We start from the raw sequence: 18,902 nt of genomic DNA on the forward strand, positions 1-18,902 counted from the left end.
GCTGACTCAATCTTCTATCAGGTAGTCCCGGATGCCAGCGTCAGCGGTGATCACGGTCTTATGTAACGCCAACACTTTTGGCGTAAAATGCGCAAAATAGAACCGGCTTAACGCGATCAGGTTATTCAGATATACCGTATCTGAGCTCTGCGCTTTCTGTTCATGAGCCGCCACGGCTATCCGCATCATCATCCAGCTACAGCAGGCGACCCCCATCAGTTCAAGGAAATTCACCGCACCGCACAGCAGAGATTCCCGCCCCGCTTTGCCCTGCTGCAGAATGTAATCGGCACACTCACTCAACACACCGAGCATCTGTGCCAGCATCTCTTTTTCACCGCCGGCAATATCCAGCGCTATGTATTTGGCAAAATCGGCTTCGATCTCGACCACCAGCTCTTTCAGTGCTTCACCCTGATCGCCCTGAATTTTACGAAACACCAGGTCATTTGCCTGAATCCCGGTGGTCCCTTCATAGATAGTGGTTACCCGTATATCCCGCATCAACTGCGCGACACCGGTCTCTTCCACAAACCCCATCCCGCCAAATATCTGGATCGTCGTACCGGCCATCAGGTTGCCACTCTCAGTTGAGAAGGCTTTGAAAACCGGCGTCATCAGTGCAACAAAACGCAGATGTGCTGCACGATCTTCAGACGCCAGCTCCGCCAGATCCAGGCGAGACGCGATCTGATAACTCAATGCCCGCAATGCGGTAGTCTGCGCCCGCAGCCCCATCAGCATACGCTTTACATCCGGGTGACGCGCAATCAGGACATTCGTTTCTCCGGTCAGCGCATCTCGCCCCTGAGTTCGCTCCAGGCTATATTCGAGGGCACGCTGATAGCCCATTTCACCGATAGCCACCCCCTGCTGTCCGGTACTCAGACGGGCTTCGTTCATCAGAATGAACATATACTCGAGGCCACGGTTCTCCTCGCCAACCAGCTCTCCGATGGCGCCTCCGTCATCACCGTAACTGATGTTGCAGGTGGGACTGCCATGCAAGCCGGTTTTATGTTCGATCGATACACAACGTACATCGTTCAGTGCGCCGCACTGGCCGGATTCATCCACTTTATATTTCGGTACGATGAACAGCGAGACACCCTTCGCTCCCGGTGGAGAGTCCGGCGTTTTAGCCAGTACCAGATGGACAATATTCTCAGCCAGGTCATGTTCACCGTAGGTGATGTAGATCTTCTGACCGCTGATCAGGTAGGTACCATCCTCCTGAGGTATCGCACGGGTGCGGGTGTTACCCAGATCAGAGCCGGCTCCCGGTTCTGTCAGCGACATACAGGTCGCCCACTCACCGGTGACCAGTTTTTCAAGATAGCGCTGCTGCAGACGCTCATCTCTGGCAGTCAGCAGAATCTCCGCTGCGCCCTGAGTCAGCGCCTGAAACATGACAAAACTCAGGTTAGCGCTCAACCACATCTCATGTACTGCTGCGGCGATAAAACGCGGCAGAGACTGTCCTCCATACGCTTCCGGCAGTGCCAGCCCCAGCCAGCCATTGTCACAGAACTGCCGGTAGGCATCGATCCAGCCTTCCGGCGTCGTAACCACTCCGTCATTAAAGTGGCATCCCTCAATATCGCCGGATTGATTCAGGGGCGAGAGCACCTGCCCGGCAAACTTTGAGGCTTCCTCGAGAACCGCCGATAGCAGTGCGGGATCGTAATCTGCAAAATGCTCAATCTGATCAAACCCGCGACTGTCTGCCACATGGTTTAACAAGAAGTTCATATCTTTCAGAGGTGCGGAATAATCAGCCATGGTCGTTACCTACTTCGCAGCCATCCGGATAGCACCATCCAGCCGGATCACTTCGCCATTGAGCATACAATTCTCAATGATCTGCTGCACCAGCTGGGCATACTCTGACGGCTCGCCCAGACGGGGTGGAAAGGGCACCGCTGCACCCAGAGAAGCCTGAACCTCTTCCGGCAGAACATCCATCATCGGTGTTTTGAAAATGCCCGGAGCGATCGTCATCACACGAATACCAAAATGCGCCAGCTCACGCGCCAACGGCAGAGTCATGGCACACATTCCGCCTTTTGACGCAGCATAGGCTGCCTGCCCTATCTGACCATCAAATGCAGCAACCGAAGCGGTATTAATAATTACCCCACGCTCACCGGTTGATTGCGGTTCCTGCTCACTCATCACACTCGCCGCCAGGCGGATCATATTAAAGGTGCCCAGCAGGTTTACCTGCAGCGCCCGGCTGAATGTTTCCAGACGGTGAACGCCATTTCGCCCCAGCACCCGCTCAGCTCCGGGAATTCCGGCACAGTTAACCAGACCGTCGAGCTTGCCAAAATGACTGACGGCAGTATCAATACAGTGCTGTGCTGATTGCTCATCGGTGATATCGGTTGTACAGAAAACCGCTTTTTCGGCAAGGGATGCAGCCACCGCAGAACCCCGTTCCTCATTAATATCCGCCAGTACAACCGATGCACCCTGATCAGCCAGACGGCGAGCTACCGCTTCGCCAAGACCCGAACTGGCACCGGTAACGATAAAGACCTTTTGATTGATATCCATCTGAGCGTCCTCAATTATTCTTTTATTCAGCAACGACTGATTATGTTCTTGTTAAAACGTCCGGTTTTATTGCATCAAAGCGATAAGTGCACCTTGCTTTGAGTCGGCCAATAATCCGCTTACTTCTTTTTCCTGTTGAGGAACTGGCCAATACGCTCCTGTACTTCAGGGCTGGTCTGAGTCATCCCCGCCAGCAGCGACTCAGTAAACAAGCCGTCATCCATCGACATACTCTCGATACGGGACAAACCAGAGACCATGGCAAAGTTCGACAGTCTTGAATTCTGCGCAACGGACTTCGCCAGCTCAGTGGCTTTTTCCAAGGCAGTGCCCTTTTCAACACAGTAGTGGGCCAGACCCAGTCGCTCACCATCAACCGCATTATAGGTGCGACCTGTCAGCATCATATCCATCATCCGGCTTGCGCCCAGAATCCTGCCGACCCGCACGGAAGCACCACCACCGACAAAAATACCGTGACGCCCTTCTGGCAGACGGAAGTAAGTCGTTTCATCGGCGACCCGCACATGAGCACTGGAGGCAAGCTCCAGACCACCACCAATCACCGCACCATGCAATGCCGCCACAACAGGAATGGAAGAATTAGCAATACGGCCAAACACCCGGTGCCACATCCGCGAATGCTGCACCACGCCGTAAGGATCACGGGCAACATGTTCGGACAGATCAAGCCCGGAACAAAATTCCGGACCATTACCGGAAAAGAGCACCACCGAGACTTCCTCAGGCATATTGATAAACACATCCTCTATCTCAAGGAGCAGCGCATCATTGATCGCATTCTTTTTTTCAGGACGGTTGAGTTGCAGATGACCAATGTCGGCTTCTACAGAAAATTGAATATAACGGTACTCGGCCATTCGACACCTCTGTTGCACAAAGCGATAACTGCCGGTTTTATTCCCAGCTCTAAAAACGACATCTATGTTTATACGAAATATTGTTGTATTAATCAACAATATTATCTGCAAATTATTAGCTTTTTAATCATGCCCCCCAAGTCTTCCGCAAATTCCTATATGCGAGGCAATTATCTTATACAAACAATTGTTGCGAAACTAAACAGTTTATGTATAAATACAAATACCAGTACTCTGGCATCCTAAAACAATAAAGAATCTAAAGGATCTGAAAATGGGCATTAAATCCATCCTCAAGCAATCATTCGCCGCATGTGCGCTGATACTTGGCTCAGGTAGTGCTATCTCTGCCGAAGCTGAATATACCTTCAAGCTGCACCATTTCCTGCCGCCCCCTTCCATGGCGCACTCTAAGTTCCTCCAGCCCTGGGCTGACAAGGTGATGGCTGAATCAAATGGTCGAATCAAAATTGATCTGTATCCGGCGATGCAACTGGGCGGTAAGCCTCCGGCACTCTTCGATCAGGTGCGCAAAGGGATCGTCGATATCTCCTGGACTGTTACCGGCTACACTCCGGGTCGTTTTCCAAAATCAACCGTCTTTGAACTGCCCTTCATTGCCACCGATGCCAAGCCGATGAGTATGGCGATGCAGGCATTTGCTGAAACAGAAATGACTGACGAGTTGAAGGATGTTCATCTGCTGGCAATGCACGTCCATGCACCGGGTTCGTTGCACTCCCGGGATAAAGCAATTCACAACGCTGCAGATATGGAGGGAATGAAGCTTCGGGCGCCGAATAAGACCATGGCTGATGCGTTTGCAAAACTGGGCTCTAATCCGGTCTTTATGCCGGTACCCCAGATGCCCAGCGCGCTATCAAAAGGTGTACTGGACGTAGCGGTACTGCCCTATGAAGTGGTTAAGCCACTGAAGATCCATCAGCTTGTAAAACACCACACTGAAGTGCCAGGTCTCTACGCCAATACATTCATCTTCAGTATGAATAAAAAAGCCTACGATTCGCTGCCTGCAGACCTTAAACAGGTAATCGATAATAACTCAGGTATTGAACTGGCCGGTCATATCGGCGCGCTGTTCGATGAGTATGAGGCGGTTGGCCGACAGGCGGCCGTTGAGCAGGGTAACGAGATCTATCAACTGCCGGCATCTGAAGTGGATATCTGGAAATCCAAACTATCCTTTGTCACTGAAGACTGGCTGAAAGATATGAAAGCTGACGGCTATGATTCACAGAAACTGCTGGACGAAGCCAACGCGCTTATCGCCAAGTATCAAACGGCCAACAAGTAAAAGGCCCCGCTATGTATACTCTTCTTACTCAGACTAAGAGAGGAATCGAGTTTATCTCCCGTCAGCTGGCGCTGATGGGAGGTTTCATTATGATTCTTCTCGCCCTGATGACCGTCGTCAGTATTATCGGAAGAAGCCTGTTTGGCATCACCGTTGAGGGTGATTATGAACTGGTAGAGATGGGGCTGGCTATTTCTATCTTCCTGTTTCTCACAGAGTGTCAGATTAAAAAAGGGCATGTGATTGTCGATTTCTTTACCATTAATCTGGCCAAGCGAAAGATCTATTTTCTCGACTCTATGGGTAATCTGATTTTCACTATTATTGCTGCGACGCTAACCTGGCAGATGTATCTTGGGGGACTGGATTATCATGAGTATATGGAGCAATCAATGATTCTTGAGCTCCAGGTATGGGTCGCCTATATACCTGCCGTTTTTTGTCTGGCACTTCTCACCCTCTGCTGTTTCATTGATACCCTACTGGGCTTCAGGGAGTACCTAAGATCATGAGCAATATCGAACTGGCCCTTTCTATGCTGGCGCTGCTGCTGGTTCTGATGTCTATCAGAATACCGATTGCAATTGCTATGCTGGGCTGCGGCGCTCTGGGTTACACCCTTCTGGCGGGTTTTCCCACCACGCTTAACTATCTGAGTACAGTACCCTACTCGAAGTTTTCCACTTATGATCTGTCAGTCGTGCCTCTCTTTCTACTGATGGGTGAGCTGGCGACCCGGGCAGGCATAACCACCGAACTGTTCCGCACCTGTAACACCTGGGTCGGTCAGTTTAAAGGCGGGCTGGCTATGGCCGCGGTATCCGGTTGCGCAGCATTTGGCGCGATCTGCGGATCATCCCTGGCAACAGCCTCCACTATGGGTCAGGTTGCCCTGCCGGAGATGAAGAAAAATAACTATGCGGGGGGACTGGCTGCCGGCTGTCTTGCTGCGGGCGGCACACTGGGTATCCTGATTCCCCCCTCCATGGTGTTGATCATCTTTGCCGTACTGACCGAGCAAAATATATCCAAGATGTTTATCGCTGCTTTTGTCCCCGGAATCCTCGCGGCTGGCGGTTATATCCTGGCCATTGCGATCTATGTACGGATCTTTCCTAAATCCGGCCCCAAGGGTGAGCAAACCACCTGGAGACAAAAGTTCAGATCCACCCGGGATGTCTGGCATATCACCCTGATCTTTCTGATCGTACTGGGCGGTATCTATCTCGGTTTCTTTACCCCAACTGAAGCGGCAGCGGTCGGTGTCATTCTCACCGGAATACTGGCACTGACCCACGGCAAATTAACCTTCGGGCAGTTTAAAGACAGTATCATCAGAACAGCGGTCTCCAGCGCCATGATCTTCATGATCATTCTGGGTGCCGATCTTTTCAGTGTATTTATCGCACTGACCAATCTGCCAAACTTAGGCGCAGAACTGCTGTTAGAGGCCGAGATGTCGCCTTTTCTGATTCTGGCCCTGATGCTGCTAAGCTACTTTATACTCGGTTGCTTTATGGACAGCCTGGCGATGATTCTGCTGACCATCCCGATCTACTTCCCAATTATTGTTGCTATGGACTTCGGTATGTCTGTTGAAGATACTGGCATCTGGTTTGGAATTCTTGCTCTGGTAGTTGTCGAAGTGGGACTGATCACGCCACCGGTGGGTATGAACGTATTTATCATCAACTCCTTTGATAAGTCACTCTCGCTTAAAGAGAGTTTCAGAGGCGTTGTACCATTCATTTTGTCCGACTTTTCCCGGGTTATTCTGCTGGTTCTGTTCCCGCCAATAACTCTGGCTCTGGTACACCTGCTAAGTTGAGCGGACGAAAGATACACAACCAGGTGCAGTCAGACTCTATCAACTGCACTCAATGCATCTGGTAACCATTTTAAAAGAGACAGGGTGACACTATGAATATCGATGAGATCATCGCAATTGATTTCCACACACATGCTGAAGAGCCTTGTACCTGTGCGCGGGATGATGGTTATTATGAATTTCAGCAGGACTTTGCCAAATATTTTAAGAACCCTGCCGGCCACAATATGTTACCGACAATAGAGGAAACGGCAGCCTACTACCGAGACCGAAAAATTGCCTGTGTACTGTTTCCTGTGGATGCGGAACGCGAAACAGGGTTTCGCCGCTATGCTAATGAAGAGGTGGCACAGCTGGCCGCTGACAACAGCGATATTATCATCCCTTTTGCCTCGATTGATCCGGCCAAGGGACGCTTAGGTGCCCGGGAAGCCCGTCGTCTGGTACGCGATTTTGGTGTGCGCGGCTTCAAGTTTCATCCTACGATGCAGGGCTTTTACCCTAACGACCGGTCAGCTTATGTGCTCTATGAAGCGATCGCCGAAGAGGGGGCTATCGCTCTGTTCCACACGGGGCAGACCGGCGTTGGTGCAGGCACCCGGGGCGGCATGAATATGCGACTAAAATACTCCAACCCTATGTACCTCGATGATGTGGCAGCTGATTTCCCGGATATGCCCATTGTGATGGCACACCCATCGTTTCCGTGGCAGGAAGAAGCACTTTCCGTTGCCACCCATAAACCGAATGTGTATATCGATATGTCAGGCTGGTCACCCAAGTATTTTCCAAAGATTCTGATTCAATACGCAAACTCCATCCTCAAAGATAAGATGCTGTTTGGTTCAGACTGGCCGGTTATCACGCCGGACCGCTGGCTGAAAGACTTCGATACGATCGGCATTAAGGATGAAGTAAAACCCAAGATTCTCAAGGAAAATGCCGTTAAGTTACTCGGACTGTAACCTGAGACACCACACTGACTCTTATTGAAAGGATTTATTGAATTCCTGGATAAAAAGCCCTGATAGCAAAATTTCATCAGGGCTTTTTAAGACGCTCTCTTTAGAAAAAAATAGCTGCAGTGTTATCAGGCTTTAGACGGGGCATGAGCGGCAAATCGATCAAGTATATCGATAATTAACGCCTTCTCCCCCTCGTTGAGCAAACTAGTGAAGTTTGCTTCATGCTTGAGCACCTCTTCAACCAACTCGGCATAAAAAGCCTCACCGTGCTTAGTCAAAAACAGCGCGTGTGAGCGTCGATCCGATGTCGAGGGTTTTCGTTCAACAACGTTCATAGCTTCAAGGCGATCAACAACACTTACCATTGCTGAACGGTCATTCCCCAGTGCATTCGCGATGGCAGTCTGAGTTAAACCCGGATTACGCTCAACGATCGATAACACACCAAACAATCCCGGGGTAATCCCAAACCTGGAGCAGTGCTCGGAAAAATGGTTAAACAGGTTTACCTGAGCCCTTCTGAGTTTATACCCAACAAGCGTATCCAGAATCCCGTAATCGATATCTTCCGATGAATTTTGATTAGCCATGAAATTATTTGCTTTATTAACAATTTTAAGTGCAGAAATTATATAGGATTATTATCCTCAATAACACCTGCTGGCTATTTAAGAAAAGACTATAAAATAAGACACAAAGCCCACTGCAGCCCTGAAAAGGCAGCAGCCTGATCCTGCTTATTACCCTCTTCAGTCTGAAGACTTATATGGCATTACACAGTAATCAGGCCTTAGCCTATATCTGATTTTGAATGACCACGTGCCTGCGTCACCCGCCCCGTGTTTTCTCATCCGCCCATGCAAACGGGTCTATCCATAGCGCCTGTTGATGAAATCCTTTACGCCGCAAGCGGATGATCGTGAAAAACATGGCTGCTCTCGATCAGTGCTTTAGGGCAGTGAGTCCTCACCCGCTTATGCACCTCTGGCAGCAACCCGACAGCCACATCAACTATCATCAGAATCTGTCCCGCTTCGATGGCATGCCGGTATTTTTCAAGATGAGAGTTTGGTGTGCTCTCGCCAATTGCTTTACCAATCACGCCACCCCAAAAAGCGCAGATAATTGTGATGACTAACAGGGACATAGTGCCAAACTCAAAGCTGGAAATCTTCGAGCCGTAGGCAACCATACCGGCTACCAGCCCCAGTACCCCACCGGCAACTATGCCCCAGTTGAAGTCATTCTCCACCTCTGAAGTTTCCATCTCGGTTGCTTCATGCAGATGAGCTTTCTGCAATAATGCATGGTCCTCGGCGATAAGGTGCATCACGTCCTCGGCGATACCCAGTTGCCGTAACTCCTCCACCACACGTTCAGCATGAGCCAGATCCGGCATCAGAAAAGTTAAACGTCTCATTTTCATACCTCCCGGCCTGACAGGCCGTTATGAATATAACAAGTATAGTTCAACCATCGCGCTCCGGATTCGGCCCTCTGCGCTGCCAAAAACAGGGCAGCTGATCTCCCGGGTTCTATAAGTTCACCTGTTGCAGAAACGAAAAAGCCCGTCAAACTGACGGGCTTTAACTGAATACAGGTTCTGATCTATTTATCATTCAGGTCATCCCACTGCCTTCCAGTAAGTTGAAACAACCCCGAAACAACAAACTTCAGTTTTTACCCGAATACTCCTATTGCAATCGTTACAGCGCATCGACAACGGACGCTCTGATATAAAGCCCTAGTGACCCACGCCAGCATAGCGATGTAAGCAGTAGCAGATCAGTAACGCAATACTCATCAACACCAGAAAACCGCCCACTAACGGGTAGATAGTCTGATTGTAGAGCTGACCGATCATCAGGCTGAAAACAATACTCAACAGCGTCGACAAAGCACTGACCAGCCCCGCGCCAATTCCCGCCAGATGCCCCAGCGGCTCCATCGCCATCGAGTTCAGGTTACCAAACAGCAATCCCACAGCAAAAAACACCAGAAAAAGATAGGTCACCAGTGACAACAGCGGCGGGTGTCCCGCGTACGCCAGCACCAGTGGTGAGTAAATCAGTGTCACCAGGACAATACTGATCAGTGAGATAATAATCAGCCGCCACATACCATAGCGTCCCACCAGACGGGCATTCGTCAGTGAAGCCAGACCGATAGCGCCAGCCAGGCAACCAAAATACAGCGGGAACTGAGCTCCCAGTGTATATTGCTCCTGAAGTACCGGTTGTGACAGGTTCAGGTAACCGAGAAAAGCCCCAAACACCAACCCCGTGACCAGGGTAAATCCCATCGCGATCCTATTGCACACAACCTCTTTAAAACCCAGCCATAACACGTCTGGGGCAAACGATCGACGATTCGCATCCGTCAGGGTTTCCGGTAATCGTATAATCAACCAGATACTCAGCAGGATCCCGACGAACAACAAGCCCATAAATATCATTCGCCAGCCAGAGTAATTCAACACCAGTTGCCCCAGTGCCGGCGCCATCATCGGTACCAGAATAAACACGGTCATCACGAACGACATCACCCGCGCCATTGCACGTCCTGAGTAAAGGTCCCGCACCAGCGCCACGGATACCACCCGCGGACCCGCCAGGCCGAAGCCCTGCAGCACCCGTCCCCACAACATCTGCTGATAGGTATCAGCCATCACCGATAGCAGAGTACCGGCGGCAAAGATGAATAATCCAAGCAGAATGACAGACTTGCGGCCAAATGAGTCCGATAATGGTCCGTAGAGAAATTGTCCGACAGCCATCCCGACAAAAAATGTGACAATAACCAACTGGTTATCATTCGGATCGACTACATTCAGTTCACTGCCAATAATCCCCAGTGCCGGCAACATCGCATCGATCGACAGCGCGGCCAGTGAAATCATCATCGCAATCAGGGCAACAAACTCGGCAAACGGGATAACCTTATCCTTCTGGTCGTACAAGCGTAATTTCCTTAATCAAAATATTTGCCGGCAGGTGCAGGGCTGTTTTCAGGCACTCTGTAATACACGACGGCGTGATTTGCGGTTCGCAGAAACACAACAATGTCTGGAATTTATCAGCGGTTCACAACACGCTGTCTCAGGCTTTTGTATAACTGAATCAGGTAAAACAGCCCATCCTGGCTGCTTACCGTAACGGGTCTTAATCCTGAATGGTAAAGCTATCAGCATCCATCCAGGCAGGAAACTTCTGTTTAAACTCGTCCAACTCTGCGGCAGACAGCCTGAAGCTTTCACAGAAAGGCATTCCGGGGGCATGATCAATCAGCAGATCGCCCTTAAAATCCACCAGCATGCTATCGCCGCTGTATTCATGGCCATTGGCATCGGTTCCCACTCTATTCACCCCGGCGACATAACAGAGGTTTTCTATCGCACGGGCCTGCAGCAGCTTACGCCAGGGCTGTCGGCGAGGTGATGGCCAGTTTGCCACATAAAGCGCAAGGTCATAATCATTGCAGTTACGCGAGAACACCGGAAAACGCAGGTCATAGCAGACCTGTAGCAGGATTTTCCAGCCTTTATAATCAACGATCACCCGTTTTTCTCCGGGCTGATAACGTTCATGTTCACCGGCCATGCGGAACAGGTGACGCTTGTCATAGAGACTCTGCGAGCCATCCGGAAAGGTAAAAATCATTCGGTTCACATAACCATTACCCGCCTCGATGGCGAGACTGCCGGCAATGGCAATGTTGCGCTGTAATGCCTGCTGCTGAAGCCACTGACAGGTCTCGCCCCCCATCGGTTCAGCAGCAGTCCGGCTATCCATGGTAAAACCGGTGGAAAACATCTCCGGCAACAACACCAGATCCGTATCGGCAGCATGCTGATCCATCAGCTGTTCGTACATCGCACGGTTTTCAGCCGGATTCTGCCACTGCATATCTGGCTGAATCAGGGTTATGGTCAGATCTTGCATAGTTTCTCAGCCGCCTCCCTCAGGGTGTCATCACCTTTAGCAAAACAGAAACGCACCAACCGTTGTTCCGGCGGTGACTGGTAAAAAACAGAGATCGGAATCGCGGCCACACCAATCTCCGTGGTGAGCCATCGGGCAAAGGTCAGGTCATCCATATCCGGCTGAATCTCGGAGTAGTCCATCAACTGAAAATAGGTACCATCTGCCGGAGTAAAACGAAACCTGCCGGGCTGCATCAGCTGACAGAACAGGTCCCGCTTCTGCTGGTAGAAATCCGGCAGCTCCAGATAATGCTCGGGAAAATCATTAATAAAATCGGCCAGTGCCAGCTGAATCGGATGGACCGTACAAAATGTCAGATACTGATGCAGTTTACGGAATTCAGTCATGAGTGGCGCCGGGGCGATACAGTAGCCAACCTTCCAGCCGGTGGTGTGATAGGTTTTACCGAAGGATGATACAACGAACGCCCGTTCAGCCAGCGCTGGTCTGCGCAACAGGCTCTGGTGCGGACCATTGAAGCAGATATGTTCGTAAACCTCATCGCTGAGCAGCAGAACTCCGCTGTCTTTCACCAGCGCCTCCAACTGATCAAGGTCCGCTGATGACAATACAGAACCGGTTGGGTTATGGGGGCTGTTCAGAATAATCATGCGGGTTCTGGAGTTGATGGCCGCCTTAACCTGTGGCCAGTCAATTGTAAAACCAGGGGCCTGCAGAGCCAGATGCACTGCCCGCCCACCGTTCAGCTCAATGGCCGGTTCGTAACAGTCATACGCCGGATCAAAGACGATCACCTCATCCCCAGGACAGACCACAGCACCAATTGCAGCAAACAAAGCCTCAGTGGCGCCGGATGTAACCGTCACCTCGGTTTCCGGGTTAACGGTACAGCCATAGAGCTTTTCCACTTTGAGTGCGATCGCATTGCGCAGCGCTGGCACACCCGCCATAGGGGCATACTGATTGAAGCCGTTTTCCAGGTAGTAGGTTACTCTGTCCAGCAACGCCAGCGGACCGTCAAAATCGGGAAAGCCCTGAGACAAATTAATAGCCCCATGCTTTGCTGCAAGCTGCGACATCTCAGTAAAAATAGTCGTACCAACTTTTGGTAGTTTGGTCGGTGGGTATTGCATGAATGTGATGTTCCTTTACAAGCGCGCCGTAAAATACAGCTATATAGACCAACTCTAAGTCTGCTCTGGCTAAGGGTCAAGCTGAACCCGCCCCCTGATCAGAATATCAGCAGATGCAGTACGCCTCGCACCAGAATCCCGACGATAGCACCAAACACTGCGGCCCGCGCAATGGATGAAACCCGCTTACCCGCAGCCATCAGAATCGCGACCCCGGCCACATCAAACGGGTGGATTATAAAACCCGCAATTCTGTTCAGGTCGGTCGCCGTCATCACCCCCTGATTAATCAGGTCAATGGTTACCCCCATCATAGCCGTACCACCGGCAATAAACTTTGTCACTATCGGCAAGACAGTCGATTCAGGCAGGTCCACCAGTGCCAGTACCGGGGCAAGCAGAGTGGTAAGTAGCTCCATCGAGCCGGTCACTTTCAGCACATTAACAAAGCAGAGAGCCAGAATCAGCAATGGTATTGAGGCGATGACAATTTTCACCCCCTCCTGGCCACCATCTGACAGAATCTGAATCACGTTTTTCTGTTCATGCAGCTCGGGAGCCAGATGTTCAACATGGCTGTAATCATCATCCAGAGCCGGGTCGCGGGCAAACAGATAGTAGGTTGCTGCCGCCGCAATAAGGCCTCCAACCAGCGAGGTGATCATAATAACCGGCACATCCAGCCCGACCACCGCCATAGGAAAAACAACATTCGCTTGCGACATCGTCAGCACCACCGCCAGGGTTGCTGCGATTGCCCGCCGGGCAGTGCCATCACGATCCATAATCGCCAGAGTGGCAACCGGCGCGTTAAAACTGACAAACAGAATCTGCAGCATCGCAAAGATGCCAACCCCCGGTACCCCGAACAGTTTAACCAGGGGTGACAGTCTGTTTGAGATCCAGCCCAGAACTCCCTTACTCTCCAACAGTTTCATCAGAGCCAGCATCACCACCATCACTGGCAGCAATACATACAACACCATATCCACAGCCGTTCGGCCCGAATCGAGTATCAGTGTAATTATCTGCTCCATAGTGCTTCACGGTTTCCATTCAGATTTTGAAACAGCCAATTTGGGGAATTGGAACTTGATTTTGACGCGTCGCTCTATGGCGGGATTCGTTATCCAAACAGCCCAGGGCGGTTGATGTCAGTCATGAAAATATAAAAGCCTGCCATAAAAACATAAAATGAGCAGCTCAACAAACGATTAAAACGGCCGATTATGATAAATTAGCGTAGCTAAAGAGTTCTGCTGACAGGGATTTAAAGCCAGACACAGTGCCATGACGACCATAAGTACATTAACAAGAAGTACAACAATAAAAATACAATAATAAAAATACAATAATAGAATACGGACCTGTTTTGAAGAAAACTACAGCAAAGAGATCATCAGTCCAATATATTGGAATAGCCAACAGAACAGGTCAGTGCAGGAGGATCCTTGACTCCCTCTTATGTCTGTCGGTCAGTCTGATATTTTTATCCCTGCCTGCTGCAGCTCAGTCAGATAAGACACATACTCAAAGCGCAGCCATCACCACTGCCACTAAACGACTACTCAGCCTGGATCAGAGCAAGATCGAACTGGCTTCAGTCAGTGCCGCGGTTGTCGATAGCAAGACCGGTGCCCCACTGTATACAAAATATGCCGATATGGTTATGCCGATCGCATCAATAACCAAGTTGATGACCGCTATGGTGACTCTGGATGCGGGGCTGCCCTTGTCTGAAAAGATACGCTTCACTGAGGCCCAGAAACGCGCCAATCATAATTACTATACCCGTATCCGGATCGGCTCTGAACTTCCCCGTAAAGATGTTATCCGCATCGCCCTGATGTCCTCTGCAAATATGGCTGCCTCAGCATTGGCACACACCTACCCCGGCGGGGTCAAAGCGTTCGTTAAAGCGATGAATCGAAAAGCCCGACAGCTGGGCATGACTGATACCCACTTTGTCGATGCGACCGGACTTTCAGAAGCGAATGTATCAACCGCCGCCGATCTTGCCATTATGGTACGTGCCGCCGCCACCTATCCGAAGATATCCGAATACAGTAAAACCAGAAGCTACACTGCCCGCTTTGGCAGTCCACGCTATACACTTCGTTACGGCAATACCAATGTACTGGTCCACCGGAAAAGCTGGCAGATCGGGTTAACAAAAACCGGCTATCTGAATGAAGCCGGTCGCTGTCTGGTAATGATGACCCGCATTGATGGCCGGGAAACAGTGATGGTGATGCTGAATTCATACGGAAAACGCACCCCCGTTGGCGATGCCGGGCGAATTAAACGCTGGCTTACCACGGGAAAAAGCGGAAAAATCAGTAGTTCTGCCAGGCATTATCAGCGTCAGGTGCTGCAACAGCTTATGCCTGAACAGCTGGCATTGCATTAGTCTTTGAGCGGGTGAACCGCGCAGATGGTCAGGCTCCTTTAGTATTGGGCAACAGCATACGAAACGAGCGGATCAGAGGCTGAATACGTGATCGAAAATCAACTTGAAAGCTTACACCATGATGATTTCGAACAGCTGGCGACCGATATCAAACAGTCGCTGGAAGCGCATCGCTACTGGATGCAAACGATCACCACGGCACTGGTTACCCGGCAGCCAATAGTAGAAAGCCAGTTTATTGCCGTGGATGCCCATCTCCACTGTTGCTTTGGCCGCTGGCTGACGAAAATCTTAGCGGATGAGCTGTTTCAACAGGGCTCTTTTCTGAAAATAGAGCAGTATCACAAGCAGTTGCATGACTCCGCCCGTACCGTTATCAATCAGCTGAACCAGCATCGTGAAATCAATATTGATGATTTTGAACGCTTTATGCGGCAGCAGAAAGAGTTCTTCGATATGGTGATGATGCTGTTTGAATTTTCGGTATTCAATAAACAGCAGTTTGATCCGACGACACGACTGATGAACCGTCGTTCCGTAGACTCGGTGCTGGCCAATGAATTCAGCCGGATGCAACGGGCCGATGATTACCACTGCTGTATTGCCATGGCCGATATCGATCACTTTAAAGAGGTGAATGATCTCTGGGGGCATGACGTAGGCGACCTGCTCCTGAGTCACACGGCAAAAATATTTAACGATGCCATTCGACGCCACGACACCGTTTCACGTTATGGCGGTGAAGAGTTTCTGTTTATCTTCCCGGATATGCAATTACAGCAGGCAGGCTCTGTCGTCGACCGCATCCGTACAAAACTAGCGGAATCCCCGCTCAGCCATCATGGCAACCGCCTCGGTGTAACAGCCTCTTTCGGTGTCACTCAGCTGTGTCGTCACTGCGATATCAAAGGCTCTGTCAAACGCGCAGATATCGCCATGTACGCAGCCAAGGAAAGTGGCAGAAACTGCACGGTAACCATCGATAGTCAGTCAGTGAACGGGCAGACATCATATGAACATCTCAATAATGAGATCACCGAACTGATGCGCCAACACTGTCATTTGGTGGCTCCGGAGAGGAACTGAGTTTCCCCCGTTATGCCATACAACAGATCAGCTCAGTGCTGTTTTTACTGCTGCCGCCGCATGGATTGAGGTCGTATCATACAAAGGCACTGAAGTATCCGACTGACTCACCAGCAAAGCGATCTCAGTGCATCCCAGAATCACCGCCTCAGCCCCCTGGGCTGACAGCTCATCAATAATCTGCAGATACTGCTCTCTGGAGTTGTCACTGATGATCCCCTGACAGAGTTCGTCATAAATAATACGATGTACAACACTCTGAGCACTTCCATCCGGCACCATCACCTGAATACCATGATGATCCTTCAGGCGCCCCTTATAGAAATCCTGCTCCATGGTAAAGCGTGTCCCCAGCAAGCCGACGGTTTCGATGCTATCGATCTTCAGTTGTTCTGCAGTCGCATCCGCGATATGCAGTAGCGGAATCGATACCGCCGCTTCAATCTGCTCCGCAACCTTATGCATCGTATTGGTACCGATAAGAAAAAAACCGGCCCCCGCCGCTTCCACAGCCTGTGCAGCTTGAGCGAGAATAGCGCCGGCCTGCTGCCAGTCCCCCTGACTCTGCAGTGCTTCAATCTCCGCAAAGTCGACACTGAACAGAGCAATTTTAGCGGAGTGCAGCCCACCCAGCTGATCTTTGATACCTGTATTAATTGCCTGGTAATAACTGATAGTTGATTCCCAGCTCATCCCGCCTAACAAGCCAATCGTTTTCATGCGCTATCTCCCTTTGTGTTTATTGAGCATATAAGGCTGTAAGCGATTAACCAGATACAGTTTTAGTAGGACAGAGCAGTACAGATTGTCGATATATTGATCTACCCTTAATGGGTATGCGTAACAGCTCTCAAGTACCATCAACCTGAGCAGGTGATTATCATGACGATAAAGTCGATGTCTGAAATTTTCTATCACCCCGGCCTGGCAATGCAGCACCTTCGGGATGAAAAACTGAAAGGCACCACCGAGGTGCTGTTTCTTCTGGCCGTGCTGGCGCTGATTCCCCCGGTGTCACTGTTTATCGGGACGACTCAGGTTGGCTGGAGCCTTACGCCTGGCGGCGATGCCGTAAAGCTGAGTGTAATCAGCGCCCTTAACTCATCCATAGCGTTCTATCTGGCTATCTGTTTCGCACTGGGCACTATGGGATTCAGCATTCACTGGATGGAAAAAACCTATGGCGGACATGCATCGCTGGAGCGCTGTATGAATCTGACCCTGTATACCGCCACGCCCCTGTTACTTTCAGGGTTTGCCGGTTTATATCCGATGCTGTGGTTCTGTGTCGCCATCGGAATGGTGGCACTGATCTACAGTACATACCTTTTGTTTACCGGTGTGCCGATCATCATGAAGATACCTGAAGAAAGAGGATTTCTGTTCTGTATTTCCATTCTCACGGTTGGCGTGGTGATACTGGTTGCACTCCGCTCGGCAACCGTGTTTCTCTGGAGTACCATGACGCCGCTGATCTACCTGCCCTGATGTGGTCACTGTTTAAAGCATAAAAGCCTGTCTGAGCGTCAGAACAGGCTTTTGCTTTTAGTATAACGGGCAAACGCTCAACGACAGTGTAACTGTTGCCGTAACATATCGATGACCTGATCGATGCTATTAATAGTGGCACGATGTTTAATCAATACCTGCCCCAGTTTCAGAGCCAGCCTTTCAGAGTCCGCCCGACGCTCAGCATCCTCAATCGATTCCAGATCCATAACATGGGCCAGACCAATGGTACGGCGGATAATCTCAGTGCCGGCATACCCCAGGCTGTCTTGCAGCAACTCACACAGATACCAGTCTGCATATTCTTCCAGCTGCAGACTTGGATCACGGGTTTCCGTCTGCATATGCTGCCGGAAACCCTGTTCAAAGGTATTCCAGAGGGTACAAATTCCCGCAAGCAACCACTGCTGATAATCGCTACGCTCAGCATGATCACCCGCCTGATTCGCCTGTCCGGCAACATTCAACAGATAATTACCGATAATCGAGCCGATATCGAAGCCTGCCGGACCCACATAGGCGAACTCCGGATCGATAATTTTAGTGCCGCTTTCATTGGCAAAAACGGATCCGGAATGAAGATCACCGTGCAACAGCGCCTCAGCCTGGTTGAGGAACTTCGCCTTAAGACGCGCCACTTCCAGTTTTAACGCGGTATCCTGCCACAGCTGTTCCGCATCGGCACGGATAAGCTCATTGATGCTGTTGCGCTCATGATCACAATAGGGATCCCAGAAAAACAGCTCTTCGGAAATTTTACACAGATCCGGATTGATAAACCCCTTAACCAGGGACTTCTTCTCATACGTATCGAGATAAAGATCCGACGTATAAAACAGGGTATCCGCAAGAAACCGGCCCAGATGCTCAGCCAGTAACGGCAACTTCTGACGCTGTACCATTACAACCCGCAGATTAGCGAATGCACCGATATCTTCCATCACAATGGCGCACTGTTCAGCATCATAGCTATACACACGGGGAACCAGATCAGGACAGTATTTCGCCTCCAGTTGCAGCGCCTCAGCCTCGATCCGCACCCGGTCCTGAGACAGCGGCCAGCCCTCACCAATAATCCGCACATAAGGCAGTGCCTGCTTGATAATCAGACTGGCCGAGGCACCGCTAACCCGGTACACAAAGTTAATATTGCCATCACCGATCTCCTCTACTTTCAAAGCCTCATCGGCAGTAAACAGATCGCTGTGCTGACGGGCAAATGCGATGACATCAGCATCCGAGGAAAATTTTCTAAAGCTCATTGTTATTGTC

The 18,902-nt window shown here is 50.5% G+C and carries 18 protein-coding genes; 7 read left to right on the top strand and 11 right to left on the bottom strand.

Annotation, left to right across the window (positions count from 1 at the left end):
- Positions 1-6: 6 nt before the first annotated feature.
- The 3 genes from KDX31_13080 to KDX31_13090 form a co-directional block, all read right to left on the bottom strand.
- Positions 7-1,782 carry an acyl-CoA dehydrogenase gene (locus KDX31_13080; GenBank protein UTW02288.1) on the bottom strand — a complete coding sequence of 592 codons (1,776 nt, stop codon included), beginning with the start codon at positions 1,780-1,782 and terminating at the stop codon, positions 7-9.
- A gap of 9 nt (positions 1,783-1,791) precedes the next feature.
- Positions 1,792-2,559, bottom strand: coding sequence for a 3-hydroxyacyl-CoA dehydrogenase (locus KDX31_13085; protein UTW02289.1), 768 nt, complete (start codon positions 2,557-2,559; stop codon positions 1,792-1,794).
- Positions 2,560-2,678: 119 nt separating this feature from the next.
- The gene (locus KDX31_13090) at positions 2,679-3,440 is read right to left on the bottom strand and encodes a crotonase/enoyl-CoA hydratase family protein (protein ID UTW02290.1); all 762 of its coding nucleotides are present in this window, start codon (positions 3,438-3,440) and stop codon (positions 2,679-2,681) included.
- 274 nt (positions 3,441-3,714) lie between these two features.
- On the opposite strand from KDX31_13090, the gene KDX31_13095 reads away from it, so the two are divergent.
- The 4 genes from KDX31_13095 to KDX31_13110 all read left to right on the top strand — a co-directional run bounded on the left by KDX31_13095 (position 3,715) and on the right by KDX31_13110 (position 7,548).
- Positions 3,715-4,755, top strand: a complete 1,041-nt coding sequence (locus tag KDX31_13095) for a TRAP transporter substrate-binding protein (GenBank protein UTW02291.1) — start codon at positions 3,715-3,717, stop codon at positions 4,753-4,755.
- An 11-nt stretch (positions 4,756-4,766) separates the two neighbouring features.
- On the top strand, positions 4,767-5,267 hold the full coding sequence (locus tag KDX31_13100) for a TRAP transporter small permease (protein UTW02292.1): 501 nt from the start codon (positions 4,767-4,769) through the stop codon (positions 5,265-5,267).
- A complete protein-coding gene (locus KDX31_13105; GenBank protein UTW02293.1) occupies positions 5,264-6,583 on the top strand; it encodes a TRAP transporter large permease in 1,320 nt (439 codons plus the stop codon). The genes KDX31_13100 and KDX31_13105 overlap by 4 nt, the downstream gene beginning before the upstream one ends.
- A 92-nt stretch (positions 6,584-6,675) precedes the next feature.
- Positions 6,676-7,548, top strand: a complete 873-nt coding sequence (locus tag KDX31_13110; GenBank protein ID UTW02294.1) for an amidohydrolase — start codon at positions 6,676-6,678, stop codon at positions 7,546-7,548.
- A gap of 125 nt (positions 7,549-7,673) precedes the next feature.
- On the opposite strand, the gene KDX31_13115 is transcribed toward KDX31_13110, so the two are convergent.
- From KDX31_13115 to KDX31_13140, 6 genes are all read right to left on the bottom strand, one after another.
- Positions 7,674-8,138, bottom strand: a complete 465-nt coding sequence (locus tag KDX31_13115) for a MarR family transcriptional regulator (protein ID UTW02295.1) — start codon at positions 8,136-8,138, stop codon at positions 7,674-7,676.
- 308 nt (positions 8,139-8,446) lie between these two features.
- Positions 8,447-8,968 (bottom strand): hypothetical protein, encoded by a 522-nt coding sequence (locus KDX31_13120; GenBank protein UTW02296.1) that lies wholly within the window; start codon positions 8,966-8,968, stop codon positions 8,447-8,449.
- Positions 8,969-9,292: 324 nt separating this feature from the next.
- Positions 9,293-10,507: a multidrug effflux MFS transporter gene (locus tag KDX31_13125; GenBank protein ID UTW02297.1), complete on the bottom strand. Its 1,215-nt coding sequence runs from the start codon at positions 10,505-10,507 to the stop codon at positions 9,293-9,295.
- Between the two features lie 202 nt (positions 10,508-10,709).
- Complete coding sequence (locus KDX31_13130) at positions 10,710-11,489, bottom strand: amidohydrolase (GenBank protein UTW02298.1); 780 nt, start codon at positions 11,487-11,489, stop codon at positions 10,710-10,712.
- A complete protein-coding gene (locus KDX31_13135; GenBank protein ID UTW02299.1) occupies positions 11,477-12,625 on the bottom strand; it encodes a pyridoxal phosphate-dependent aminotransferase in 1,149 nt (382 codons plus the stop codon). The genes KDX31_13130 and KDX31_13135 overlap by 13 nt, the downstream gene beginning before the upstream one ends.
- Positions 12,626-12,723: 98 nt before the next feature.
- Positions 12,724-13,662: a nucleoside recognition family protein gene (locus KDX31_13140; GenBank protein UTW02300.1), complete on the bottom strand. Its 939-nt coding sequence runs from the start codon at positions 13,660-13,662 to the stop codon at positions 12,724-12,726.
- Between the two features lie 410 nt (positions 13,663-14,072).
- On the opposite strand from KDX31_13140, the gene pbpG reads away from it, so the two are divergent.
- Together pbpG and KDX31_13150 are read left to right on the top strand one after the other, a co-directional pair.
- Positions 14,073-15,035: a D-alanyl-D-alanine endopeptidase gene (pbpG, locus tag KDX31_13145; GenBank protein UTW05392.1), complete on the top strand. Its 963-nt coding sequence runs from the start codon at positions 14,073-14,075 to the stop codon at positions 15,033-15,035.
- 87 nt (positions 15,036-15,122) lie between these two features.
- Positions 15,123-16,121, top strand: a complete 999-nt coding sequence (locus tag KDX31_13150; GenBank protein ID UTW02301.1) for a diguanylate cyclase — start codon at positions 15,123-15,125, stop codon at positions 16,119-16,121.
- A gap of 27 nt (positions 16,122-16,148) precedes the next feature.
- On the opposite strand, the gene KDX31_13155 is transcribed toward KDX31_13150, so the two are convergent.
- Positions 16,149-16,841 carry an aspartate/glutamate racemase family protein gene (locus tag KDX31_13155; GenBank protein ID UTW02302.1) on the bottom strand — a complete coding sequence of 231 codons (693 nt, stop codon included), beginning with the start codon at positions 16,839-16,841 and terminating at the stop codon, positions 16,149-16,151.
- A 162-nt stretch (positions 16,842-17,003) separates the two neighbouring features.
- On the opposite strand from KDX31_13155, the gene KDX31_13160 reads away from it, so the two are divergent.
- Positions 17,004-17,609 (top strand): YIP1 family protein, encoded by a 606-nt coding sequence (locus KDX31_13160; GenBank protein ID UTW02303.1) that lies wholly within the window; start codon positions 17,004-17,006, stop codon positions 17,607-17,609.
- A gap of 77 nt (positions 17,610-17,686) precedes the next feature.
- On the opposite strand, the gene mtnK is transcribed toward KDX31_13160, so the two are convergent.
- A complete protein-coding gene (mtnK, locus tag KDX31_13165; GenBank protein UTW02304.1) occupies positions 17,687-18,892 on the bottom strand; it encodes an S-methyl-5-thioribose kinase in 1,206 nt (401 codons plus the stop codon).
- Positions 18,893-18,902: the final 10 nt, after the last annotated feature.

This window comes from Amphritea atlantica (genome assembly GCA_024397875.1).
Classification (GTDB): Bacteria; Pseudomonadota; Gammaproteobacteria; order Pseudomonadales; family Balneatricaceae; genus Amphritea; species Amphritea atlantica_B.